Genomic DNA, 25,946 nt, shown 5'->3' with positions numbered 1-25,946 from the left:
TGCTATCCTCCCAGAGACAGCTTACCTATCAGGTGGTCTGTCTTGTGATCTCGCTTGCCTGTGTTGTTGTGCCGGATTGTTGTAGATGTTTGCTGTTCAGTTAGAAAACGCTGTTGCTGCCTGTGAGCAGACCTTTCGAGAGAAAGCCGGATTTCCGGCAGCCTGTCGGACATTGGGTCACCTGCTGCAAAGCATGGGTTGGTTTAAAGAAGCGATTATCTGGCATAGTCGTTCGCTGGAACCTCAACCCCAACCGGTTGAGATCTATGCCAGTTTAGGTGCTCTTTACGCCAAGCAGGGCCACTGGCAAAAGGCGATTATGGCTTATCAGCAAGCGTTACAGTTTGATCCGAATTATGCCGAAGCCCATCGCAGTCTGGCCGGTATCTATGCCCATTTGGGCCAGCGGCATGAAGAAATTGCCTACCGCTATCGAGCCGTTACGTTAAATCCAGATTGGGCTACTCCCAACAACCAACTCACCCTCGGCAATGCCCTAATTCAATACGACAAAACCACCGAGGCGATCGACTGCTATCAGCGGGCTATTCAGCTTCAACCTGATTTCTATGAAGCCTACTATAACCTCGCGGTAGCGGAAGTGTATCGCCAAAACTGGCAGGCCGCTAAAGCTGCATTTCAGCGAGTGCTAGCGCTCAATCCTCACCATGCTGAAGCCTATTATGGCCTCGGCAAAATTGCCGAACAGGCCGAACAGCCGAAAACCGCAGCTGCCTATTACTGGCGCTCGATTCAGCTCAATCCCAATTTTCCAGGTGCCTATTTCAGCTTGGGTGAAACGCTGCTGAAGCTCCGCTATTGGGACAAGGCGGTACCTATCTGCTACCGAGCAGTGCAGCTCAATCCTGAACTATCTTGGGCCTATCACAACCTGGGATATGCGCTGCTAAAAACCCAGAATTGGCAGACTGCTTTTGCCGCTTTCTATCGAGCGATCAAGCTGAATCCAGACTTCCCATGGACCTATTACCAATTGGGTCAGGTTTTGCTGCACCAAAAGCAATGGAATAATGCCGTGGCAGCATTTCTGGCTGCTCTGCAAATCCAAGTTGATCTAGCAGCAATTTATCCGCGTCTTGGATATGCTTTGCGACGGCAAGCCCGAACTGGGTTGAAAGCCACAATTCAATCCTACCGGCAAGCCATTCCGCTTAAATCCCACAACCGCACGCCCCAGTTCTATATCCAAATTGCCGAGCAGCTACTTAAATTCAAACAGTTCGCTGGAGCTGTCATCTTCTACAGTTTGGCGCTTCTGCATCAGCCCAACGCCGTCTTACGGAACCAAATCCAGCAGGCTTTAGCCGAACAGCAGCGCTTAGACCAAGAAATTGTCCAGCATCGGCGTGAGATTCAGCAGCATCCCAATTATCATTGGCTGTATTCTCACCTGGGTAACTTGCTCGCCGACCAGGGAGAACTGGAAGAAGCGATCGAGCTACATCAAAATGCAATTGTGATGCGGGGTTGGCAGGCTGCGGCTTACCGTAATTACCAGTTCACTCATGATTGGTTCACCCACAATATTTCAGCTTGGGAAATCCATCTCAAGCCGTTTATGCATTATCCCCATGTGCATGGACTCGAGATTGGCAGTTTTGAAGGCATGTCGGCCTGCTGGTTACTGGATCATGTTCTCACCCATCCCCAAGCTAAACTCACCTGCATTGATCTGTTCTTTCAAGAAAGTTTTGAGGCGAACGTAGCTCTGACCGGAGCTGCTCAAAAACTGATCAAACTAGTGGGAGATTCCCATTGCATTCTAAGAAAACTGCCCTCGGAAACCTACGATTTCATTTATATTGATGGCTGCCACTTGGCCGATCATGTCCAAAAAGATGCAACGCTAGCATGGCGACTGCTGAAGGTAGGAGGATTAATGATTTTTGATGACTATCAGTGGATTGATTCCAGCCACCCAGGGCAGGAAACTTACCGTGGGATTGATGGATTTTTGGCGCTAGCTAAACACCAAATTGCCGTAGTTTATCAAGGCTATCAGGTGATCATTCGCAAGTTAAAACCACCTGCCAAGCGACTCAACCCACAAACCAAACCGATGGATTCTGCTAAATCCCCACCAACTCTTCCCAGCTTGACTCGCGCATAACTGTTTGTTCTTCGTTCGTAAAATTTATGGAACTGTCCGCCTACAAGAATTTCTACTGTATTAACTGCTAATTATCTCAATCTTTTACTCTCTATTACGTTTGACGATACCGGACCATGTTTAACCTCTTGCACAGCTTCTTACCTAGGGCTTTCCATTTAGCAGCCAAAAATCCATCTCTTACTTTTAGCAACAAAAACAATTTAGGCCAAAAAAGAGGCTTGTTCTACCGATTGGCTCGACTAGACGGCTTCGATCCAGCGGCAGCTATAGGGGTGATTCCTGAATCTGTTGAGCCAATCAGTGAACCTTGTAGCGACCATTATCCTTTGACCGAGTCCGAGTTAAACAGTCAAACTCTTGCTTGCCTGCAAGACGGTCATTTGTGCCTCCAGGCGGGTGACTTAGCGGGTGCAGTAGCAGCCTATCGTCAAGCGATCTACCTTAATCCCCAGCATGGAGAAGCCTATCAGCACCTTGCGGAAGCCTTAAGTCAGCAGGGGGAATTGCAGGAAGCAGCCTTTTGCTATCGACAGGCCATTGCTCTGAGTAGTGAGAGTGCCAGCGAAAGCAACGGTGAAAATACAAGCAAACGTATTTGTAAAACCAATGCTTCTATCAACGCCAAAACTACATATCGGCTACAGAAGCATTCCCCAGAAGGTGGGTCGGCAGAAACTTTTGCTGTAAATGCTGAAACTACTGAGATGCCGTGGTTTGAGCAGGCTAGTTTCTATCTCCAGCAGGCAATGGTTCACTGTAATGCAGGCCATTGGTCAGATGCGGTAGCTGCAAGTCAACTAGCGTTGGAACAGCTTGAACCAGAAGCGTTTAATGCCTACTTAGCCCTAGGGCGAGCGTTACAAGGCCAAGGGCAACTTACATCTGCCGAACAGGCTTATCACAAAGCTATCGTCCTGCAACCCAATTCTGCGGAAGCTCACGCTCGTCTGGGTAGCCTCTATGCTGCACAAGAACATTTAACCAAGGCAGTTAAACAATACCAAACTGCTATTCAGCTCGATGCTACTTTTGCTGGAGCCTACTGGAAGCTAGCCGAGGTTTGGCAACAGCTCAACCAAGAAGAAGAAGCGATCTCCTGTTGGTATCAGGCATTGCAACTTCAGCCCAGCTGGGCTAGTGCTACTGAGTATTGTTCGCTAGCCAATCGCTTGTTGAATTTAGGGCAATTAGCGGCAGCTAAAGATTACTACGATCGTGCTCTACAAAGTCAACCAACCTTGGCTGAGGCCGCTTTTGGCCTGGGTCAGGTTCTGGCTCAGCAAGGGCACACTAAAATTGCCTTCAGCTACTATCGCCAAGCGCTGCACCAGACGCAGAATCACCAACTCTGCCTACAGCTAGGAGATGCCTTCAGCGATCTTGAACAATGGCAAGATGCGCTGCTGTGTTATCAGCATGTGGTGCAGACCGTTCCTGATCACGTTGAAGCAATGGCTGGGTTACAGCAATGCTGCATCCAACTCGAACAATGGCAAGATGCTTCGGAGTATAGTCAACGACTCGTGTCGCTCCAGCCTTCAGCCCAGAACTGGCACCAGTTAGGCGATGTTTTCAGTCGGCTACACCGTTGGTTTGACGCTGTAGATGCCTATCAACAAGCGATTGTGTTGGATCCAAATTTTGCTTGGTCACACAACAACCTGGGAGACGTCTTACTTCAGTTGGACCAGTGGCAGCAAGCCGCAAATGCTTATACCACGGCTATTACCCTCAATCCCAATTTTGCTTGGTCGCATTTTAACTTGGGCGAGGCTTGGTCGCACCTAGAAGCGTGGGATGCCGCCATTGAAAGCTACCGCAAGGCCCTGAAACTACAGCCCGACTTACCCCATGCTCCAGCCCGACTAGCCCATGCGCTGCAACAACGTGCTGCTGACGATCGCGCCTGTGCCCTCAGGTTCTATCGGCAGGCGATTCAGCAACAGCCCTATGAGCCAGAGAATTATCACAAAGCGCTAGAACTACAACCCGATGCGGTCGAGCTGTACCTCGGCTTGACTGAGTCCCTGCTGATCCATAACCGCCTGGATGAGGCGTTGGTTTGCTGTCAAATCGCTCGCCAACTCCAGCCCGATGATGCTGAGATTATTGCCAGGCTCAAGCAGATCTTGCAGCAGCAAGAGCAGGTCCGCCAACCTCGAATGAGTAATGATGCCGACTACGAGCGTTGGCTAGAGCAGCACAACCCCACTGTGGCAGATTTGCAGCGCATGGCAGAGGTTGCGGTTACTTTCACCTACCAGCCGCTGATCAGCATCCTAATGCCGGTCTACAACACGCCAGAGCCGTTTTTGCGGGCTGCCATTCAATCGGTGCTCGATCAAGTTTATCAGCATTGGGAATTGTGCATTGCGGATGACGCTTCATCAGAACCGCATATCCGGGCTATTCTCAACGCATATGTTGCTCAAGATTCGCGCATAAAAGTCGCTTTTCGAGAGCAGAACGGCCACATTTCCGCTGCTTCTAACACCGCCCTAGCTCAAGCGGAAGGCGAATATATTGCCCTTCTCGATCATGATGATGTATTAGCACCGGAAGCCCTTTATGAAATGGTTGCTCTGTTGAATCGGCATCCAGAAGCAGACATGATCTACTCGGATGAGGACAAACTAGATCCGCAAGGCCATCGTACCCATCCGTTCTTCAAGCCTGACTGGTGTCCTGATTCATTCCTTTCCCGCATGTACACCTGCCATTTGGGGCTATATTGCCGGCAGCTAGTAGAGCGCGTAGGTGGGTTCCAGGTTGGTTATGAAGGCAGTCAGGATTACGATCTGGTGTTGCGTTTGTCTGAACAAACCAACCGTATTTTTCATATTCCTAAAGTGCTGTATCACTGGCGGATGCACTCATCTTCAACAGCCAGCGATCAAACCACCAAATCCTATGCGGAAATTGCCGCAAAACGAGCTATATTAAACGCTTGTAGCCGTCGCGGAGAGCTGGCCAGAGCAGTAATTACCCAGCCAGAGTTTCCGGGTGTGTATATTGTTAGATATCAAATTACCGACTACAAACCTGTCAGCATCATTATCCCAACTCGTAACCTAGGTGCAATCCTTGATCGATGTCTTGATTCTATCTTCCAGAAAACAACTTACCCCAACTACGAGATTGTTCTAATTGATAACGGTAGTGACGAAATTGAGACACTACGAGTTATCTCTAAGTGGGAGCAGTCTGAGCCTGAGCGATTTAACTCCCACGCTCTAGATATTCCATTTAACTATTCCACAATCAACAACTATGCCGTAACGCAGGCGAAAGGGGATTATCTGCTATTTCTGAACAATGACGTAGAAGTCATAACACCTGATTGGATTGAAGCAATGGTAGAGCAAGCACAGCGACCATCGATTGGGGCAGTCGGTGCGTTGTTGTTGTATCCTGACGCAACCGTTCAACATGCGGGTGTTGTGCTGGGGATTGGCGGCATTGCTGGTCATAGCCATAAGTATTTTTCTAGCAATAATCATGGCTACTTCTCTCAGCTAGTTTCTGTCAATAACTACTCAGCCGTTACAGCAGCCTGTCTGATGTGTCGGCGGGAGCTATTCAACCAAACGACAGGCTTTGATCCGTCTTTAGCTGTTGCATTTAATGACGTAGATTTTTGTCTGAAGTTGGGGCAGCTCGGCTATCGCAATCTTTATCTGCCACATGTCGTGCTTTATCATCACGAATCTAAAAGCCGAGGTACAGAAGATACATTAGAGAAGCAGCGTCGCTTCCGGCAAGAATTAGAAACCATGCGCCAACGATGGGGCGACCTACTGCTGCAAGATCCCTGCTACAGCCCTCACCTTACGTTAGAGCGAGAAGACTACAGCCTCAGGCTCGTATGACCTCGCTATAATCAACCTCTTGGTCTCTTGTGCAAATAGCGAATACCCGCTGCTCACAACACCACTCCTCCCGCTTGTTCCCAGTCTTTCTTCCGAAAGTTCCCGATCCTTTATGAAAGATACTCGTGAGTCTCGCAATCTGACAACTCCCCAAAGCAGCATTACTTTTTGCCAGCAATCTACTTCAACAAATATTCTGTTTGACTGGCGCTTCTATACGGAGTACTACGAAGATCTTGGTACTTTGTCAAGCTATGAAGAAGCGCACGAACACTGGATTCTGTTTGGACAGCTGGAAGGGCGATTTCCAAATAGCCGCGCCTTGCAGCAGTATTTTGAGCACAAGCAGCCCGAACTACCTCTAGATTTCAATTTTGAGAAGTATCTGGAACTCAATCCTGACTTGCAGCAGAGATTTAACAGGCATCGCTATCGCCAACTCAAAGCCACTGAACACTTTTTGCAGCACGGCAAACAGGAAGGCAGAGTGTATCTCTCCAAACAGCTGCATCAATTGCAGGAGCAATCTAGCAGCTTACAGATGAGAACCAAGCTAGAACGTCAGTCTGCTAATGCTGAGAATCTCTGCTTTCGGCAAAGACAGCTAGAGCAGGAGCCGTCAGTTTTCTGGGAAACTGGTTCTTCAGACCAATCGAATTGCAATTCAAACTCTAATCAGCAAACTCGTCTCCCACTGCTCTCCTTTGTTGATGCCAAAAAAGTAACCTGTCCCTCCAACTTTGAAAATTTGATTGCTGCTGATAGCTTCTTTCAATCGGTTGCTTCAAAACTAGCAGCGCCGGAAATCAAGGCTGTCAGCTTTGACTTTTTCGACACGCTGGTCTACCGGGATGTGATTGTACCGACCTGTGCGTTTTACCTAACTGGGTTGCGCCTGCAAGAGAAAGGAATGCTGCCTGTAGGAATTGACGCCAAACGTTTTCACGACTTACGCATTCTAGCGGAAACAAATGCGCGTCAGCGGTTATCTGAAGACTTGAAGACCTCAGAAGTGAGACTAGCTGAAATTTATATTCAATTCCCGCAAGGTTTCTTCGGTGCAGCAGGCTGGAAAGAAGCGATGAAAATGGAGTTGGTGGTTGAAGACTCGATCATTCATCCATACCTGCCGCTTGTAGAGCTAGTGCAGCAAGCAATACAGTTAGGCAAGAAAGTAGTGATCACATCTGACACCTACTTCAGTGCAGAGCAGTTACGAGGATTTTTGCTGGGCAAGGTTGACCTGAAATTCTTACAGATCTTCTCATCTAGCGATCAGAGAACTGGAAAAAGTGATCAACTTTTCGATGCTGTGCTACAAGAACTGAATATTGCACCGCATCAACTGTTACATATTGGCGATAATTATCTCTCTGATATTACAACACCTAGTACATTAGGTATTCAAACCGGCTTTTTACCAAATGGGACCAGCGAGATATGGCAAATCATTGCTGATGAAGTGCAATCCAATCAAGAAATTCTTGACTATATCGATCCGCATCGAGGCGATCAGGGCATTACCTCCTTTCGTACTAAACTGTTGAATTTGTCCTCCCCTCAATCCCAGTATTGGCGATATGGTGCTACAAATCTTGGCCCTGTATTTCATGGGTTTATTCGTTGGGTACTGAGCTTACAAACCCAAATTTCAGTAGAAACGTCCCTCTTTTTAATGCGAGAAGGAGAGTTTTTGTTGCAGTTGGTAAGCCAGTTAGAAACTACAGATCAAACAGAGTCAACTGAACAATCTCGCTATCAAAACCAGCTAGCTTATCTTTCTCGTCGCGTAGTTCGCCAAGCGGCCCTTTACAAAATTGATCGCAGTGGCTTGGAAAGCTTGATGAGCGGCAGAAAGCTACCTAATACGAGAGAATTCCTCAGCTTGATCGGACTTGATGCTAGCGATTTGGGAAAACATACCCATCTAATCGAAGCGTCGCTCGCCGAAGTATCGGTTAAGGAGCAGTTGCTTGACTTTATCCTCGGCCAACCTAGACTCTGCCAAAAGATTCTTACTCAAGCGGCGCTAAAACGAGCTAGGCTCATGGCTCATTTGCGTTCAGTTTTACCAGCAGAAGCCTTTGATGGATCTAGGCAAAGCAGCTATCGAGTTGGTCTGGTTGACATTGGTTGGAATGGTTCAATCCAACGTTATCTTCAGCAAATTATTCATCAAGAGGGATACAAAATTGATTTTTTTGGTTTCTATCTGATGACAACCGCAAGCATCAAAGAGCTGACGATGCAAGGAATCAAAGCCTATGGCTTTCTAGCGGACAGCGGGCGGCCTTGTCAAGAACACCAATGGATGATGCGCACGGTAGAGATTTTAGAGCAATCCTGCACTGCTGCGATTGGGTCATTGGTAGACTACACAGCTTCAGGGCAGCCAGTGATCGGCCATTGCATGATTCCACCCGCGCAACTTGCCCAAATTCGCGAAATTCAGCAGGGCATTCTTGCCTTTCATACAATCGCGGCCTTACATATCCAGCAGTTAGAGCTTACCGATACTCTTAAATCTTTACTTCGTCGTGTCTTATTTCGTTCCGTATGTCATCCAACAATAGATGAAGTCCAGTTGCTGCAAGCTTGGCAGCATGATGAGAATTTAGTCCAGCAAACAGCAGAAACCTTAGTTTCTGGCGATATCATTAAGTTCGTCTCCCATATGACGCCCCGTCAGTTTTTAGCTTTGCCTATGAGTGAAATCTACTGGCCCTATGGGCTAGCTGTGGTTCAATCCCCTGCAACAGCAGGGCTATTACAAGCAATTTCTCAACAGGCTCTCAAATTAGAGGCAACCGAAACCATTCTTCCAGGGCAGGCCAATCTGCATCTTGACCTAGGGCAGGGATTTGCTTCAGGCTCCAGCCTCTCGACTTCACTCTACCGTAACCTGGAGGGACGAACTTACATCAAATTGGAAGCAACCCAAGACGGTATCCAAGCTATCTGCTTCGAGCCGTTTGACTTACCAGCTATCCTGCAAATTGACTGCATTCAGTTGACTTATTGGTGTCACCGTTCCAATTTGACCCATCGCTTCACAATCAGCGGCAGCCAAATTAGTTCATTGGCTCAGCTTTCTGGAATGCAGGCGATTGGAGCAACAACCTATTGCACTCGCAAAAATGGTCAGGTTATTTTAGACTTCAATCTGTTAGGAATTCAAGCTGTACGACACATTCGATTAGAAGCAGGGATGAGTGTTATGCCTTTGGATATTGCTGATACTGATTTGAGCAAGCTGGCAATGTTTGCTAAACGATAGAACAGCCATTTATTTCAACATCGAAACAGACAGCCATCTTGAAAGCTGCCCCCCATGTTCAGAAGGTGAATTCTTGTGACTGATCAACTTTTACTTTATTCACTCGCAGAATTTGAAACCATTATTTTTGAGTGCCTAAACATCATTCAAGCTAAGCGCATTTTGGAGATAGGGTGTGAGGCGGGGCACTTCACCAATCGGTTAATAGAATGGGTGGAGCAGGCTGGAGGGATGCTTTATTGTGTTGAACCTCAGCCTAGTGAAACCGTTCTCAATCAATGTCATCAATCTAAACATGCGCGTTTAATTGTTGAAACCAGTCTGACTGCTTTACCTCAAATTGGCCCCTGTGATTGTTGCCTGATTGATGGGGATCACAACTACTATACAGTTAGCCATGAACTAGAATTGATTTGGCAACAGTGCCAAAATGCAGAACAGCAGCCGTTGATTTTTTTGCACGATATCGGTTGGCCCTGTGCCTATCGAGATGTATACTACTCACCCGAACAAATCCCCATCGAAGCTCGCCATCCTTTTACCTATCAGCAAGGAGTAACGCTTGCTTGCCAAGAGTTGATTGATGGAGGGTTTCGGGGAGAAGGAGCTTTTGCGTGGGCTGTACATCAGGGTGGTCAACAAAATGGAGTGATGACCGCAGTGAATGATTTTCTAGAGCGCCATAATTCTTTCAGCCTTGCTGAAATTCCTTGCATATTTGGCTTGGGTATTTTGTATCAATCTAACTGCACCTATGCCAGAAAATTGCAGGATTTTCTCAGCTTTTATGATAAAAATATTTTACTAGCAAAACTAGAGCAAAACCGTCTGCATCTCTACCTGAAAGTGCTGGAATTGCAGGATCAATTGTTGGCACTTAAGCAATTAACTAATCCCTTGCAATAGAAGTAATCAACTAACATTTGCCATTAAAGATGACACTCAGACAGAAAACGATTTGTTTTATTGTAGGCAGCCTATTTAGTGGCTCTACTCTACTCGGCAATTCGCTCAATGGTTCTCCTGAAGTGATATTTCTTGGTGAAACAGATAGACTTCGCTATTTTCGGCGCTATGAGAATTGTCCAGATTATTATGTTGACCAAAGCATCCTAAGTGAAAACAACCACATGCCTTGTGAATTCTGGAATCGAGCCTTTTTGACCAGGCTCAAATGGCTTTCAACTGCCGAGGCATTTCTAGAAATTATTGAGCGGACAGGAACTTCCATCGTGCTTGATGGCAGTAAAAACATTGATTGGCTAATCGATTTATACCCTAGCTTGATTGAGAAATACAATGTAGTTGCAATTGTGTCGGCTCGCAATCCGTTCGCGTTTTGCAGCAGCTACCGAAAGTTAAATCAGGTTTCAGCCTGGGCCGCGGCAGAGGTATGGCGCAACGTATATTCTCATACTCTACGCTGTCTTTCCTCTTACTCAATTCCCAATATCTTGATTAGATATGAAGACTTTGCTCTCGATCCTGAACGGTTTCTGCAACAAAAGCTAACGAGATTTTTGGGTATTCCTTTCCACCCTCAAATGATGCAATACTGGCAAGTTCCCAATTATGCCCTTGGCGGTAATACAGGCGCATACCTTCAATTCCAACAGTTTCAACATGCTAAGTTGGATCCATCAGAACAATGGAAACCTGAGTACTATCACAACAAACCGTTTGGTGGATGGGTATCAGAGCGTTGGCTTGATGTTCTTGATGAGGATCAAATTGCTGAGATTGCTAGCCTCGACGGAGTTATGGCAACTGCTTTCAATCTAGGCTATAACCTGACTGCGCTAATTCGGCAGCATCGAGATAAACAGCTCTTGGGCAACAATGGGCTAGAATGTAAATCTTGCTAAAGACTAGCACTGTTGTGCTCCAACCAAGATTCAAGATTTCTGCCCGTATAGGAGGCTAGGAAGTTGATCGATTCTTGGTAAAAGCTGATTGAGCGATTGTACGCTGTAAAGCTCAGATGATGTTTCTTTCCGGGCATTGAAGGGGTGCTCAAAACAGAATTGGGAATCTGTTCAAAAAAATCAGCTTCAACGCCAATAATGGAGCAGCATTTGTCCAAAACACTTCGGTAATGGACTGACAAATCTTCAAAGAAAAGAATATGTAGTTGCGCAGGCGGAAATACCGCAAGCCAGTTTTGAATAATCACATCATAGCGGCCCAAATCAGCTGTTTTACCTGTTGTAATGGCCTGTATGGTTCTCTCATCACTTAGGCTAGCTAAATCCAGATTGTGATATTGATAGGTCATTTTAATGGCTGACCACGCTCTCTGAATTGGATTTCTCACCATCAGGAATAACTGCACGTCCGGATGGTGTTTTCTCAGATTTCGGATCTGCTCTAGCGTCATAATGGCATACTCGGGTGTGATATCACCACAGACATAGTGACACAGATCAACAACTGGTCCATTCATGGCTGCATGATAGATACTTCGATAAACATCACCAAGGTAAAATCGATGATTCCAATGGTTTCCTTCCTTACCAACTGGAAAATAAATGCGAGGATGCATTTTCAGCTTGTCGAACAGCCAGGTTGTACCACACTTCTGGGAACCAATCACTACGAAATCAAGCATGACTCTGTATACAGCTTTACGATTCGCTCTTACTGGAATGCATCTCTAGTTGTACCAGGCAATTCCGATCTCAGCACAGATCAGAACGGCAAAATTTAAAGGTTTTAGCTTTCAATGGGTGCAATTTTCATTTTCATAAATAAAATTATATAGGGCCACGTAGAAGGCCATATGATTCAACGCCGCAATCGGCGCAGTAGTTGTGTAGGAGTCGTTGATGTTTCTCAACTTTGGTTCTGGTTTTGCTAAATTATCAAGTTTGATTCAGATTCTAAGCTTTGTGCTTTGTGCCATCCCCGTTTGGCTGATTCCTAGTCAAGCTAGCTATGCTCAAACGGCTGAAGCAGCAGGCAGTGGCAGTTCTGATGCGTCCCTAAGCGCCGCCTCTACCGGTAACTCTGAATGGGTGGCAGCTTGGATAAACGATTTGAAGCAGTCTAATCAGCGGTGGATTCAGGTGAATCTAGCCGAGCAGCGTCTGACAGCATGGGAAGGCAGTACCCCTGTGTTTTCGATCGCTGTTTCTACAGGGCGGGCTTCAGATGCCACTCCGGTTGGAGTTTATGCCATTGAGACCAAATATCGCACAGCTCGCATGCAGGGTGAAAGTCAAGGCAAACAGTATGACATCCCTGACGTTCCCTATACAATGTATTTTTCGGGTAGCTATGCTATCCACGGAGCCTACTGGCATGATAGCTTTGGTGATCCGGTCAGCAGTGGTTGCATCAATGTTCCAGTCGAGGGAGCTGCATGGCTGTTTAACTGGGCAAATATGGGAACGCCGGTTGTTGTTCAAAATTAATTGTTCAAAACTGAAAGGCACTAAACGAACTGCTTTGCTAGAAAATCTTCCCTAGGAAGTCATTCTCTAATTCTGTCGTTGGTTGAGCAAATGTGTAGACTAGACGGCAGTTTTTTATGCCCACATGACAGCACACCTAAATTAGGCAACAAATCAAATTTTGCGGTTTTTGCGAGGTTTCATATTTTTCAGCGATTCGGAAGCGGCTTGTTCTAGTAAGCGCAGCAAATCCATATCGCTCTGCTGATCGCAAACAGCCTGTTGCCTAGCCATTGTCTGACTTGGCTGATTTGACCAGCCGCACTTGCCACAAACCTGTCGCTCCGATGATTTTAGAGGCAGAGACAATATATGATGACAGCAAGGGCAATTTTCTAGAGGAAATAAAGTAGAGGGAATAGAAGCTGGAGGCTGGTTGTCTTGGTGGATTTTTAGCCAAAGCGTCGCAACCGATGACCCTGCCTTGGCTTCTGACTCATTTACCGGCGGTTGCTTGGTGGTCTGAGAATCCGACGCGGGATCCTGAATTTCCTCCTGCTTGACCACTGTAGAACTGGACGGAATGGCCTTCTGAGGTGGAGTGGAATGGTTGCTCAGAAGGCTATCGACTTTCCCTCTAGTGCCTCCAATCTGGGTATCATTTCTTCTAGCTGGCTGAGACGAGCCTTTAATAGTCGAACGTCTTGCTGGGTTGCTAGTTGGCTAGCTTGGCTAGTATCTGATTGGTTGCCAGTTTGCTGATCAGCAATTGGGAATAATGATATGGCCGACTGTAATAAAGTCAAAATGACTTCAGCTTTGGTTTGCCCCCACTGTTGGCACCGCTGTTGCAGGGCCATAGCTATATCAGCAGGAAGTTGCAACACGACAATATGCTCTGGCAATGAGGATATAGACTCTTTGTCTATTGGCGACCAATCCGAATCTTCAGTCATATGCTTGCTAACCCAAACAGCTCAGCCGAGAAGGTTTTTACTACTAAGAGGCTTGCTTCTTTGAGAATACCCAAATTTTGACCGCTATTTTCAAAAAAGAGTAGGGATAGCCCCCTTGCTGACTATCCCTACAATCCGCTTTATGGTTTGACGAATTTGATCTAGTTGAAAAACTAGCAATAGAAAACAGCCAACTTAAACAGCTGCCAATTGGGCCGCCGGAGCAAAGTAAGCATCTTGCTCAGCCCGCAATTTATCGCACAAACGACCTTGAGGCAATTCCACATCCTCATAAGTGAGAACCTGATCCTTAGCAACATCCCGCTTTAAGCGACAACCAGCTGCCAAGCCCATAGGCAATAAGCGTTCTGCTTGAGTGATCTCTGATGTCTCGCACTGACCATAGGTCATGTAACCGCCAATTTCGTCAATCGTTTCACCGGCCTTCAAGTCAATCTTAGCCGTTGTCACTACATCAACACGGGGCGCACCGAGGGGAGCCAAAACTACATCCTTAAATAGCACCACACGAGCCACCGAGAGGGGAACTTCAAAATGGCAGAGATGGTAAGGCGTATAGAAGCTATAGAGCGGACCTTCACCAAGCTTGTACAGGTTGAGATAATGCTTTTGCTTCGGATCATCATGAGTCCCAAATACAAACACACCAGGTCCGGGTTTGACTCCAACCACATAATCAACAATGCCACCAAGCGCTTTGAGCTGGTCTACATCGTACATTTTGGTCAAGTCATCGATATGTCCGGTGTAGTTGAGGTTGAATTTCTCAGTCAGTTCATCTGCATGTAGCCTGAAGTCATATCCCAACATGCCGCGCTTAGCGACAGTCATACCGGTTGCATTTGCCACAATGGCCTGCTCGAAGGAAATCTTCGTACCATCGGCAAAGCTGGTTACCATGTAGACATTTTGGCCCCACTGCTTGGCAAAACCTTCCTGAGTGGTGGGATTCCGATACGGATCCTGCAAACCTTTGATATTGCCGCAGATCAACGGAGTCAACCCAATACTCTTAACAAAGCGGTATAGGTTGGCCTGCACGCCAGGCTGGTCTCCATCGCAGGCAGACAGCACCACACCAGCTTTGTCCGCATAGACTTTGAGAATTGGACCAATGGTGCCATCTAGCTCAGCATTCATCAGGACGACATGCTTCTTGTGGGCAAATGCTTCCAAGACAACATGAGCCGCGAATTCAATCGAGCCGGTGACTTCAATCAGAGCATCAATGCCTTCGGCTCGACACAACAACATGGCATCATCGGTAACCGCCGATTTGCCCTGCCGAATTGCTTCTTCCAGTTCCTCAACCGTCTTAACTTCACGCACATCTTCGATGCCTGCTTCCGTGTAAGCCTGCTTGGCTTTGGCCACGTTCCGGTTGAAAACGGCAACCAGTTCCATGCCGGGAACCGAGTTGATCATCTGATTGGCAATTCCCCGCCCCATGAATCCAGAGCCAATCATGCCAACCCGGACAGGGTTTCCGGCTTCAGCACGGGACTGTAACGCAGTATCTACAATAATCATGGTTATACTCCTTTCAATTCTTGGATAGTTAGACCCGCGCGATCACGACGAAATCCAGGCAGCACTAAGTATTTGAAGATGCCTTGTAGCTCACCTACCTGCCAAGCCAACGCTCCTACACGGTCTGAGAAGCGCTTTTTGTCATAAAGGGTGAAAACCAGCTTGAGTGAATCTTTGAAAATATTCAATATTCTTCTAATCAAATATTTCAGAAGCGCGAACCAGCCTCGATGCGGCCCATGCTTTTTCCAGGTCACAACGCTAGCTTCTCCCCAATTGCGGGCCTGATAGTATCTATCGATCAATTTTGCTCGGAGCCGATAATGAACCACGGCTTCAGGGTGAAAGTGCAGCTGAATACCGGCATGATTTGCTCGCCAGCAATAATCTGTGTCCCAATCGGCCAGACAAGCTGGATCAGGATCGCCAACGGTTTCATACACAGAGCGCTTTAGCCCAAACGTACAGCCACTAGCAAAAGGTAAGAATAAAGGAGCCTTTGATGGTAAGCCCTGATCAGGAGCTTGCATAAACCGCCCATCACCTGCTAGCCATGCCTCGTTTAGCCGCATATACTCCATTGACGCTGCCACAAAATCATGCTGCTTGAGGGCTTCTCCCATCGCTTGCAGCCATCCTGCTCCGACCTCATCATCCGCTTCGCAGAAAACGAAGGCATCTCCGGTGGCTGCTTTCATCCCAACCGTATAGGAGTGGGCAACACCCAGTCTCCCCTCAGCAGGATTGTAGGCTTCAACAATGCGCAACCCAGACAGACGATTGCGATACTGCTCTACAATTGCCATTGATTCGTCGGTTGAACCGTTGTTAACCACCACAACCTCCCAACCCTCTGGCCAATGTTGCGTGGTCAATGCTTCAAGTTGAACAGCAATTGTTTTGGCTCCGTTAAAGCAAGGGAGTACAACGCTTAACTTCATTCTTAACCTCTGCAAATTTAACTTTAGTGCTTCGAGGCAGAGCACCTGGTTAAGAGAGGAGAACTTGCTCCTCTCCCAGCAAATCACACTGTTTTGCTTAAACCGGAACTGCTGCAAAGGGTGGCCAGGCTGCATCTTTATCAGAGATCACAGTTACTGGCATGGGCCACTCGATTCCGAAGGCAGGATCATCATAGCGAATACCCCGCTCGTAACCCGGCGTGTAGAATTCGCCTACCTGATATACCACCTCAGCTCCATCGGTTAGAGCCTGGTAGCCATGCGCAAACATTTCCGGAACATAGAGTGCTCGCCGATTATCGGCCGTGAGTTCAACTCCGATATGCTGCATGTAGGTAGGAGAATCAGGACGTAAATCGATGATCACGTCATAAATTGCACCTTTAGTGCAGCGCACTAGCTTGGTCTCAGCCGCGGGTGGAACTTGGTAATGCATTCCCCGCAGTGTTCCTGCTTTGTAGTTGAAGGAGAGATTGCACTGAGCTACCGTCGGCTTTAAGCCATGCTGCTCAAATTCCTTCATGCAGAAGGTACGAGCAAAAGCGCCTCGATCATCGGCTCTCAATTCCAGATCAATAATGAATGCGCCTTTCAGTTTCGTTTCAGTAAAAATCATTACTTGCTCCAGAAGAAATCTTTGTCAATTTGCTGCGTGCGAATCAGGTACTCTAGTTGCTTAAGACGGGTAAAGCCGCGAGACTCAAAGTCTTCTTTAGTCATGTCAATTTGCTTGAACACGTTGTACAACTGCTGTGCACCGCGACGGGCATCCCATTCACACTTGAATCCAGGCAGTTGAGTGTTGATCTTCTCAAAGGAAACGCGGTAGCTGCGGTTGTCTGCGCCTTGGCTGCCAAAGCTCAGCTCACAGCCAGGAAAGGTTTCGGCTACAATCTCAGCAACTTCTTTAACGCGATAGTTGTTGGCCGTGTCGCCTACGTTAAAAATTTGATTGTGAACCACATCGCGGGGAGCCTCCAGCACACAAATCAAAGCTTTGGCAATATCGAGCGCATGCACTAGCGGACGCCAAGGTGTACCATCGCTCGTCATTTTGATCTCTTTGGTGGTCCAAGCCAGACCTGCCAAATTGTTCAGCACAATGTCAAAACGCATCCGGGGGGAAGCTCCAAAAGCTGTGGCGTTGCGCATGAACGTGGGGGAGAAATCATCATCCGCCATTGGCTTCACATCACGCTCTACCAGTGCCTTGCACTCAGCATAGGCAGTTTGGGGATTGATGGGCGATTCTTCCGTTACGTCTCCTTCGGTGGCCACACCGTAAACGCTGCAAGAAGACATGTACACGAACCGCCGCACTCCTGCCTGCTTCGCAAGTTCGGCCAAACGCACAGAGCCTTTGTGATTGATTTCGTAGGTGATATGAGGCGCTAACTGTCCGGTCGGATCGTTGGAGAGTTCTGCCATGTGAACCACGGCATCCATTCCTTGCAAATCTTCCAGGGTGATATGGCGGATATCCTTAGTTAAGGTTTTGGCCGTCGATTGGGTACCGTTGTATAGCCAGCCGACTTTGTAGAACCCGGTGTCAACTGCCGTTACTTCATGCCCCCGCTCTAGCAAGAGGGGTGCGAACAAGCAGCCTAGATATCCTTCTGTGCCAGTGACAAGTACTTTCATAAAGCTTCCTAATGCGTCTATACGTTGAGTGTGGATTGCAAATGCTGTTGGGCAGGAATCTGTTCAACAATGGCTTTGCCGATTTCAATTGAGGACGTGGCCGCCGGAGAAGGGGCATTACAAACATGAACAGAATTCTGGCCTTTGATGATCAAAAAGTCATCAACCAGCTTACCGTCGTTCATCAAGGCTTGTGCCCGCACACCAGCATGGGTGGGAATCAAGTCTTCTGATTTGACTTCTGGAATTAAGCGCTGCAAGCTGCGAACAAAAGCAGCTTTACTGAAGGAGCGAATGATTTCTTTGATTCCTTCATCTGCGTGTTTAGCGGCTAGCTTCCAGAAGGCTGGATAGGTCATGACCTCGGTAAAGTCGCGTAGATCAAAGTCGGTTTTTTTGTAACCTTCTCGCTTCAAGCTCAGAACTGCGTTGGGTCCAGCGTGAACGCTGCCGTCAATCATTCGAGTGAAATGTACACCCAGGAATGGGAAAGCCGGATTAGGAACGGGGTAGATCAATCCTTTGACTAAATACCGCTTTTCAGGCACAAGCTCATAGTACTCGCCTCGAAACGGCACAATCTTAGCTTGAGGATCTACCTTGCCAAGCTTAGCGACTCGGTCACTGTGTAAACCAGCGCAGTTAATCACAAACCGTGTTTCAAACGTTCCTTGATTGGTCTCAAGAACTTGACCAGATTGAGTCTCAATGATTTTCTCAACCTTGGTATTAAGATGTAGATCACCGCCTCGTTTCTCAATTAGCTCGGCATACTTTTGACAAACGCGCTTATAGTCAGCAATGCCTGTCGAGAACACGCGCACGCCCGCCAAGCAATTGACATACGGCTCGTATTCTTTTACCTCTTCGGCGGTGATCCGGGCCACTTTGATACCGTTTTGCAATCCCCTCTGGTAGAGATTCTCCAGCAACGGCAGTTCTCGTTCTTCTGTGGCAACAATCACTTTGCCACACACCTCATAGGGAATTTCATGCTGCTGGCAAAACTCCACCATTGATTGGCAACCATCACGGCAAAATTTTGCTTTGAAGCTGCCAGGCTTGTAGTAAACGCCAGAGTGAATCACTCCACTATTGTTGCCAGTTTGGTGAAAAGCCCAGCGGCTCTCCTTCTCAAGCACTAGAATTTTGGCATCTGGATAGCGATTGCCCAGAGCCATGCCCGTAGAAAGACCAACGATGCCACCACCGATGATCGCAAAATCGTACATAGAGCTTGCCACCTTCAATTGAGAGACATAAACAACTTAGCCGACAGTCAAAAATTTAGGACATTACCACACCTTCCAGGGGGCCTTGCCACTTTTCCAGAGATCTTCCAGGTAGTTTTTGTCCTTGAGGGTATCCATGGGTTGCCAGAAACCATCATGCTTGTAAGCAGAGAGGTGCCCGTCCTGAGCGAGTTTACCGAGAGGTTCATGTTCCCACATTGTGGAATCGTCTGCAATGTAGTCGATCACTTCTGGCTCAAGCACGAAATAACCTCCGTTGATCCACGCACCATCTCCACCGGGCTTTTCATGGAATTGATGAATTTTGGTTTGTTCTTTACCTAGAGAAATGGCTCCAAATCGTCCGGGAGGTTGTACAGCGGTCAGAGTTGCTAGTGACCCTTCCTGCTTGTGGAACTCAACTAATTTAGTAACATCCACATTGCTGACTCCATCACCATAGGTGAAGCAGAAAGTAGAATTACCGATATGTTCACGAACTCGCTTCAGTCGTCCTCCGGTCATCGTATTTTCCCCAGTATCTACCAAGGTTACGCGCCAAGGCTCAGCCTTACCAGCATGAATATTCATCTGGTTGAACCGCATGTCAAACGTAACATCTGACATCCGCAAGAAGTAGTTGGCAAAATACTCCTTGATCACATATCCCTTGTACCCACAGCAGATAATGAAGTCATTGATGCCGTGGGCTGCATAGATCTTCATGATGTGCCAGAGAATGGGCTGTCCACCGACCTCGACCATTGGTTTAGGCTTGATAGATGTTTCTTCGCTCAAGCGAGTACCCAGACCACCAGCTAGTATGACTGCTTTCATGCACCTACCTCTTTAAAGATGATGAATTTGGTGTGAATGTGTGCTGTAATCTTTGGTCAATGAAGCTCAAAACATGTCATCCGTAGAATTCCCTGAGCGTTTACTGCAGCAACAGGTCTTTATTATTCGACTGGAATATTTTAAATGCGTGCGAAACTTAAACCCTAGAAAAACTCAGTACAACTCGCTCTCATTCTGTTTCTGACAGATCAGTAGCAGCTACCAATACTCCCTTGAATTGGAATAAGCCAGCATACAACCATATGACCTCTCCTTGTTTTCCCAGACAAACTGTTCCGAGCTTCATGACTCTTCTATAGAGACTAACAAGAAGCGCGTTAGCAAGCTGTAAAGGCGGGGTGAACAAAGTATTTTTCTCTATGAAAACTGCGTGAAAGCTTCCCCAAGCCCTAAACATTCCATTGTGGCCATCATTACAATATAGACAAATAGCTATAATTTCTTGGCTGGGCATAAACCGGCTACTAGATTGTATCGACGCGACACTATCCGTAGCAACGGCAAGTGGTAGGCTAAAGGTTTTTGCTAAATTGCGTAGAGAAATTGCTCTTTAGATTTGAATAAAGTGCAGTTGCATAAAGTTCAGTTGTATTACTGATATTCTCCAGAAATTTAGGCCAGGTTGAGCTATTTCCCCCGCATCCTACCTGGTAACTGAGGTGCAAAACCGCAAAGTTACCTGATATATCATCCTGCCTGATGTATTGATAAACAGGAAGAACTGTTACTGCCGATTGTTCATTTCCGTACTACTGGAGTGAACTCTAGGCAAAGTAACAACTTTGCCTCGTGGCAATGCATTAGTTTGTCCGACCTCTAGCGAGTCATAAATATTGAGGAAATACGATGAAGCAAGTCCTTCAACAAGTAGTTAAGTCTTTTGGGTACGAAATTAAAAAAGCGACAGACCAGCCTGAAAAACCTGAACTGCACGATTATCCCTGTATTGATTTGCTTGATTTGCTAATGCAGGACTACATGCAACACCAACCAGATGTCTTCTGTATTCAGATTGGTGCCCATGATGGGATTTCAGCCGATCCAGTTGGTAGACTGATTCGTAAATATCACTGGCGCGGTATTTTGATTGAACCACAACCCATCTCGTTCAAGCAGTTGGTTGAAAACTACAAGGGTGAAGATCAGCTCATATTCGAGCAGTTGGTGATCGGTGCGCAGGACGGAACAGCAACTTTTTATACCGTTCGTGAAGATATTCCAGGGTTACCGTTCTGGCTGCCCCAGTCGGGTGGATTAGACAAAGGCCATCTTCAAGCCTCACTCTACTTCTGGAAGCATGTTAGAAAAGTTGAAAATCTTCCCGATGATCTAGATAGCATGATTGAGGAGATTCCAATTCCTCAAATGACCATCAGCACCCTATTGTCCAAGCACAATATTGATAAGCTTGATTTATTTGCATTGGCTACACCTGGATACGACTTTGAAATCATCAAGATGTTTCCTTTTGAGCGTATCAAACCCCCTGTTATCTGTTTTGAATACAACTGCCTGCGGGATCGGGAAGCTTGTTTGAAATATCTAGCTGACCTTGGTTACAGCGTAGGTCGATTTGGTTCACGTGCAGTGGCGGCTCTTGATGCACCGATCTGGCGCTGGTCGCTTGGTGAGTACTAAGTTTGTAATTATTGGCCCTATATAGCAATCCTAGAGCTGTTTTGAAATGATCCTGTAGAACATCCAGGTAGTAGATGCATTGCCGATACTACCTTGGCTGTATCTCATCAGATTGTTACTGGAGAGCCTCACAGCTTCAGAAGGATTGCTATATCTCTGTGGGGTGCCAGCAGCGAGGTATAGCTTTGATTTTCCGTTGGCAGATAATTCAAAAATTCTGAGGCTGACATGGTTGCCGTTTGCTTCTTGATTTAAGAAATATTGATTTAGAAATTAGAGCCTGCAAAGATCTTTAGAGATCCTCTTAGAGAATTTATTCTACCCTCATACTGCGTTCATCTAGAAGGTTCTTCAATAGAGATGCAGTACATCACTGGTAGAATTTAGGACTTTATATGTCTAGTCAGGCAGACAGCTACATCAGGGAAAGCAAAGAGCAAAAGCCAACGCTTAAGCAAAGAGCGATTCGAGGTTCCATTTGGACTTTCTTAGGATATGGATCGAGCCAAATCTTGAGGCTGGGCGGCAATTTAGTCCTAACTCGGCTGCTATTTCCTGAGGCCTTTGGGTTGATGGCTCTAGTTCAGACTTTTTTGACTGGACTACAAATGTTTTCAGACCTCGGTATATTTCCCAGTATTGTCCACAGCAAACGTGGTGAGGATCCAGCGTTTTTGAATACGGCTTGGACGCTTCAGGTAATTCGAGGCATAGTATTGTGGGTTGGCACCTGCATCATTGCAGCACCAATTGCTCGATTCTATGATGAACCCATGCTGATGCAGTTATTACCCGTTGCTGGCCTATCAGCGCTGATTGATGGCACTGCTTCTACTAAACTAGCAACAGCAAACCGCCAACTTGCATTGAAGCAATTGACAACATTGGAAATTAGCATCTACGCGATCAGTCTGAGCGTAATGATCGTGGGAGCTTGGCTCTACCGATCTGTATGGGTTCTGTTGCTCGGTGGTTTAATTGGTAGTCTTCTCAAATCTATCGCCAGCCATGTTCTGCTGAAAGGTGAGAGAAACTCCTTCTGTTGGGATAAAGAAGCGTTTCATGAACTGCAACAATTTGGACAATGGATTTTTCTCAGCACGATTATTGCCTTTTTTGCACTGCAAGGTGATCGCTTAGCTCTGGGATGGTTACTTGACGTTCGGTTTCTTGGTATTTATACCGTTGCATTGGGCCTGTCTAGTGCTGTTGAGAGTATTGTTACTCAGATGAATAGTAAGGTGTTGTTTCCTTCATATGCTGAGTTAATTCGAGAACGACCGGCAGCGTTATATCGAGTCCTACGAAAAGCTCGTTTGATCCTGATAGCTTTGAGTTCAAGCTTTGCTATTTTCTTAGTTCTTTTTGGTAAACCCTTGATCGACTTACTCTATGACGAGCGTTACCTAGAAGCTGGCTGGATTCTTCGAGTTCTCGCTATTGGGTTTCTAGGACGTGTTCTTAGCGTTACCTACGAGGACATTCTGCTTGCCAAGGGGCAAACCTTCAAAACAATGCTCTTAACCAGTATCGGCGCTTTATTTCAATTAAACTCAATGCTGCTGGGTTATTCATTGGCAGGTCCTCAGGGGGTAATTATTGGAATTGCAGCAACTGAATGGCTGACCTATATTGCTTACGCGCTCTACTTCAATCGCCTATCTTTGTGGCAACCAGAGCTAGATTTTCCAGTAGTGGCCTTAGCAGGGTGTCTAACACTAATTGTTTACTACACCTAAGCTAGTGGCAGTGGCAGCAGTAACCAACATCGCTTTAGCAAGATCTCGGCAAGAATGGTACTTATCCAGCCTGAACCGCATACTGAACAAGTTGTACTAAGCGCTGACGCAATGTTTCTAAGCCCAAGCGGTCTGTAGCTGAAATGAAGGCAGCCTGAGGAAACTCATCTTGAGCAAATTGCAAAGTTTCTCCGTCAACTTGATCAACCTTATTGAACACTAGCAGAATTGGACCAGGAGCAAGCGGCATTTGCTCTAGAATGTTCATTACCGATCGAATCTGATTTTGCCAAGCTGGGTGGGATAAATCTACCAGATGTAGTAGGGCGTCTGCTTCGGTTACCTCCTCCAGAGTGGCGCGGAAGGCATCCATCAAAGTAGGAGGGAGTTGATGAATGAATCCTACTGTATCTGTTAAAACAATTGATGTTTTTTTCTGGGTAGCAGGATCAGTAATCACCAATCTTCGAGTTGTTGGATCAAGGGTTGCAAACAACTGATCAGCTGCATACACTTCAGCATTGGTTAAGCTATTTAATAGTGTTGATTTACCAGCATTTGTGTAACCAACAATTGCAACAGATGGCACTTCTAGATGTTGCCGTTGCTGCCGTAAGCGGGAGCGATGCGCTTGAAGTTGATTAACTTCGCGCTGTAGACGAGTAATCCGCTGCTGAATGGCTCGCCGCTCTGTTTCTAATTTTGTTTCACCAGGACCTCGAGTACCAATTCCGCCTCCCAAGCGAGACATGGCGCGTCCCCTGCCACTCAGGCGAGGCAGCATGTACTCTAACTGTGCCAACTCAACCTGTAGCTTACCGGCTCTCGACTGCGCTCGTTGGGCAAAAATGTCCAGGATTACCTCTGTCCGATCAACTACACGAATACCAATTTGCGTCTCCAGATTGCGCACTTGGGCTGGAGAGAGGTCGCGGTCAAACACCACAAGGTTGGCCCCCAGCGTTTGAGCTGTTAGGGCAATTTCCTGGACTTTTCCTTCACCCACAACGGTTTGAGGATGGGCAGCAGAACGCCGTTGCTGCAAAAACTGTACGACTTCTCCACCAGCTGTTTCTACCAACTTTGCCAACTCAAATAACCCATTGTTGAACATGTCAAAAGATGTTTCGCCGGTTTGCAGACCCACTAGGAGAACCCGATCTTGCTCTGAGCTAACGTGTTTAGCAACGTATTGGCGACGGAACTCTTCCTCCAGATCACTAATTAACTCATTGAAGTCTTGACTGCTTAATTGTTCTGGGCTTAGTGGTGCTGAAACAGTCCATCTAGCTTCTGGGTCAGGTAACAAATGTGCTAAATAAGCTTCTTTGACATAACCAGTAGCACCACCACCCCGGCGCTCAAAACCACTGCCAGTTATGGTGAGGATAACCAAGGCGTCTAGCCGCTGAAAGGCCATGGTTGTCATGGTCGCCTCACTGGGGGGACCAGCCTTCAGTTGAGTTGCGATACAGCGGATGCCACTCAGTCGCTCTGCTCCATATCGGGGCAACTCCAAAGGGGGAATTTGAGTCTGCCGTAAGGTTCCAACCCCAACTCGAATCACTTGACCCCGTCGATTCAGATAGGCGCAGACCGGCTGGTTGATCTCTGTGCTGATAGCAGCCAATCGTTGAGCAAACTCAGGAGTAACTAAACGATCAATCGGTAATCGCTGGTGATACACACGCTGTAGCTGCTTCAGCTGGCTAGATTTTAATCCTTGCAGTTGACCATGAATAGTATCGATAGACACCCTCACCAAAGTCCTAGACACTACATTGATAGTGATATTCTATCGATTCGCTCAAACAATTGGTGCTACGGAACCCATACTCAAGACTAGGACCAAGGAAAACTAAGGCTTGAGAAAGCCGCCAACACGGTTAACTCACCTCCATACTGCATCTGGATGCTTCTGAAGACCACTACCTTAGCAGAATTTGGGTTTACCAAGCTTGAGTTTGCCAAGCTCAGATTCTGAGCTTGACGCTACAGGACAACTCTGCAAACCAGTTACAGCGTTTTTCACTCATGTGAGGTAAAGGGGCTGTGGGGGCACTGCCCCTGCACCCCGTTTTTCGTACTTCACTAGCCTGAAAAAGGCGGTAAGTAACATTAAAACTACTCAATTTTTAACTTACTCAGCTTAAAAATCGCAGATCTACCGGCTTCAAAAAGCAGATCACTACTGGCTTTCCGTATTATGACGGTTAGCTTTAAATAATCTTTATTCCTGAAAACAAATTTTATTGCTGCTTTTAGATCAAAAACATAGATAAGCAAGGGTTCTTACCCCCTTTTACGACAATTAGAAGATTAGATATCTTCGTAATTGTAATACTTAATATCTCTTTTCAAGACGCTTCAAGCTATGCTCAACAACCATTTTCAAAACAGTTCATTTGTGAAAATGATTTCAGACAAGAAAGTAAATTGCAACTATCACATAGGTAAAGTGATGTTGATCACTTCTACTTGATTGTTAGCTAGACAAGTGAATTTTTAGGTTTCAAACTTCTTAAGTGCTGGTCGAATAATTCCTGATTAGTAGCATTTCTTTAGCTTAGTTATAGCGCTATTTAGATGATCTAATCAGTTAATTAAAGCCCCCAGTAGCAATCGGTTTCTGCCACTTTAGCCGACTCTTATTGGTGTAACCAGTTCATGTAATCAGGAAATTTGAGCAACGACTAG

At 46.6% G+C, this 25,946-nt stretch carries 16 protein-coding genes; 8 read left to right on the top strand and 8 right to left on the bottom strand.

Features of this window, described 5'->3' with window-relative positions:
* The first annotated feature begins 85 nt into the window (after nt 1-85).
* From HJG54_RS20660 to HJG54_RS20640, 5 genes are all read left to right on the top strand, one after another.
* Entirely contained in the window at nt 86-2,131 is a 2,046-nt protein-coding gene (locus HJG54_RS20660; protein WP_316431108.1) for a tetratricopeptide repeat protein, read from the top strand.
* Between the two features lie 221 nt (nt 2,132-2,352).
* The gene (locus tag HJG54_RS20655) at nt 2,353-6,003 is read left to right on the top strand and encodes a tetratricopeptide repeat protein (RefSeq protein ID WP_316431107.1); all 3,651 of its coding nucleotides are present in this window, start codon (nt 2,353-2,355) and stop codon (nt 6,001-6,003) included.
* Nucleotides 6,004-6,115: 112 nt separating this feature from the next.
* A complete protein-coding gene (locus tag HJG54_RS20650) occupies nt 6,116-9,280 on the top strand; it encodes an HAD family hydrolase (RefSeq protein WP_316431106.1) in 3,165 nt (1,054 codons plus the stop codon).
* A gap of 75 nt (nt 9,281-9,355) precedes the next feature.
* Nucleotides 9,356-10,186, top strand: coding sequence for a class I SAM-dependent methyltransferase (locus HJG54_RS20645; RefSeq protein WP_316431105.1), 831 nt, complete (start codon nt 9,356-9,358; stop codon nt 10,184-10,186).
* Between the two features lie 29 nt (nt 10,187-10,215).
* Complete coding sequence (locus HJG54_RS20640; protein ID WP_316431104.1) at nt 10,216-11,145, top strand: sulfotransferase; 930 nt, start codon at nt 10,216-10,218, stop codon at nt 11,143-11,145.
* Here HJG54_RS20640 and HJG54_RS20635 read toward each other — a convergent pair.
* Nucleotides 11,142-11,888, bottom strand: coding sequence for a sulfotransferase (locus HJG54_RS20635; RefSeq protein ID WP_316431103.1), 747 nt, complete (start codon nt 11,886-11,888; stop codon nt 11,142-11,144). The genes HJG54_RS20640 and HJG54_RS20635 overlap by 4 nt on opposite strands.
* Before the next feature lie 217 nt (nt 11,889-12,105).
* Between HJG54_RS20635 and HJG54_RS20630 the strand changes: the two genes are divergently transcribed.
* Nucleotides 12,106-12,693: a L,D-transpeptidase gene (locus tag HJG54_RS20630; protein WP_316431102.1), complete on the top strand. Its 588-nt coding sequence runs from the start codon at nt 12,106-12,108 to the stop codon at nt 12,691-12,693.
* 1,130 nt (nt 12,694-13,823) lie between these two features.
* Here HJG54_RS20630 and HJG54_RS20625 read toward each other — a convergent pair.
* From HJG54_RS20625 to rfbF, 6 genes are all read right to left on the bottom strand, one after another.
* A complete protein-coding gene (locus HJG54_RS20625; protein WP_316431100.1) occupies nt 13,824-15,179 on the bottom strand; it encodes an NAD(P)H-dependent oxidoreductase in 1,356 nt (451 codons plus the stop codon).
* Nucleotides 15,180-15,181: 2 nt separating this feature from the next.
* The gene (locus HJG54_RS20620; RefSeq protein ID WP_316431099.1) at nt 15,182-16,120 is read right to left on the bottom strand and encodes a glycosyltransferase family 2 protein; all 939 of its coding nucleotides are present in this window, start codon (nt 16,118-16,120) and stop codon (nt 15,182-15,184) included.
* Nucleotides 16,121-16,217: 97 nt separating this feature from the next.
* Nucleotides 16,218-16,757, bottom strand: a complete 540-nt coding sequence (gene rfbC, locus HJG54_RS20615) for a dTDP-4-dehydrorhamnose 3,5-epimerase (RefSeq protein WP_316431098.1) — start codon at nt 16,755-16,757, stop codon at nt 16,218-16,220.
* On the bottom strand, nt 16,757-17,782 hold the full coding sequence (locus HJG54_RS20610) for an NAD-dependent epimerase/dehydratase family protein (RefSeq protein WP_316431097.1): 1,026 nt from the start codon (nt 17,780-17,782) through the stop codon (nt 16,757-16,759). The genes rfbC and HJG54_RS20610 overlap by 1 nt, the downstream gene beginning before the upstream one ends.
* 17 nt (nt 17,783-17,799) lie before the next feature.
* Nucleotides 17,800-19,014 carry an L-2-hydroxyglutarate oxidase gene (gene lhgO / locus HJG54_RS20605; RefSeq protein WP_316431095.1) on the bottom strand — a complete coding sequence of 405 codons (1,215 nt, stop codon included), beginning with the start codon at nt 19,012-19,014 and terminating at the stop codon, nt 17,800-17,802.
* Between the two features lie 63 nt (nt 19,015-19,077).
* Entirely contained in the window at nt 19,078-19,851 is a 774-nt protein-coding gene (rfbF, locus tag HJG54_RS20600; protein ID WP_035997860.1) for a glucose-1-phosphate cytidylyltransferase, read from the bottom strand.
* 867 nt (nt 19,852-20,718) lie between these two features.
* On the opposite strand from rfbF, the gene HJG54_RS20595 reads away from it, so the two are divergent.
* Nucleotides 20,719-21,510 (top strand): FkbM family methyltransferase, encoded by a 792-nt coding sequence (locus HJG54_RS20595; RefSeq protein WP_316431094.1) that lies wholly within the window; start codon nt 20,719-20,721, stop codon nt 21,508-21,510.
* A 395-nt stretch (nt 21,511-21,905) separates the two neighbouring features.
* Entirely contained in the window at nt 21,906-23,249 is a 1,344-nt protein-coding gene (locus HJG54_RS20590; protein ID WP_316431093.1) for an oligosaccharide flippase family protein, read from the top strand.
* Nucleotides 23,250-23,310: 61 nt separating this feature from the next.
* Here HJG54_RS20590 and hflX read toward each other — a convergent pair whose 3' ends face one another.
* On the bottom strand, nt 23,311-25,005 hold the full coding sequence (hflX, locus tag HJG54_RS20585; protein WP_316431092.1) for a GTPase HflX: 1,695 nt from the start codon (nt 25,003-25,005) through the stop codon (nt 23,311-23,313).
* Between the last annotated feature and the right edge of the window lie 941 nt (nt 25,006-25,946).

This window comes from Leptolyngbya sp. NK1-12, from assembly GCF_032598965.1.
Taxonomy (GTDB): Bacteria; Cyanobacteriota; Cyanobacteriia; order Elainellales; family Elainellaceae; genus Elainella.
Note: the sequence above shows the minus strand (reverse complement) of the source record. Positions and strands in the feature narration are given on the sequence as shown.

Bases quoted from the DNA above. Each gene is read 5' to 3' on its own strand.
- HJG54_RS20660 (WP_316431108.1), top strand. From the start codon at position 86: ATGTTTGCTGTTCAGTTAGAAAACGCTGTTGCTGCCTGTGAGCAGACC.
- HJG54_RS20650 (WP_316431106.1), top strand. From the start codon at position 6,116: ATGAAAGATACTCGTGAGTCTCGCAATCTGACAACTCCCCAAAGCAGC.
- HJG54_RS20640 (WP_316431104.1), top strand. From the start codon at position 10,216: ATGACACTCAGACAGAAAACGATTTGTTTTATTGTAGGCAGCCTATTT.
- HJG54_RS20635 (WP_316431103.1), bottom strand. From the start codon at position 11,888: ATGCTTGATTTCGTAGTGATTGGTTCCCAGAAGTGTGGTACAACCTGG.
- HJG54_RS20630 (WP_316431102.1), top strand. From the start codon at position 12,106: ATGTTTCTCAACTTTGGTTCTGGTTTTGCTAAATTATCAAGTTTGATT.
- HJG54_RS20625 (WP_316431100.1), bottom strand. From the start codon at position 15,179: ATGATTATTGTAGATACTGCGTTACAGTCCCGTGCTGAAGCCGGAAAC.
- HJG54_RS20620 (WP_316431099.1), bottom strand. From the start codon at position 16,120: ATGAAGTTAAGCGTTGTACTCCCTTGCTTTAACGGAGCCAAAACAATT.
- rfbC (WP_316431098.1), bottom strand. From the start codon at position 16,757: ATGATTTTTACTGAAACGAAACTGAAAGGCGCATTCATTATTGATCTG.
- HJG54_RS20610 (WP_316431097.1), bottom strand. From the start codon at position 17,782: ATGAAAGTACTTGTCACTGGCACAGAAGGATATCTAGGCTGCTTGTTC.
- lhgO (WP_316431095.1), bottom strand. From the start codon at position 19,014: ATGTACGATTTTGCGATCATCGGTGGTGGCATCGTTGGTCTTTCTACG.
- rfbF (WP_035997860.1), bottom strand. From the start codon at position 19,851: ATGAAAGCAGTCATACTAGCTGGTGGTCTGGGTACTCGCTTGAGCGAA.
- HJG54_RS20595 (WP_316431094.1), top strand. From the start codon at position 20,719: ATGAAGCAAGTCCTTCAACAAGTAGTTAAGTCTTTTGGGTACGAAATT.
- HJG54_RS20590 (WP_316431093.1), top strand. From the start codon at position 21,906: ATGTCTAGTCAGGCAGACAGCTACATCAGGGAAAGCAAAGAGCAAAAG.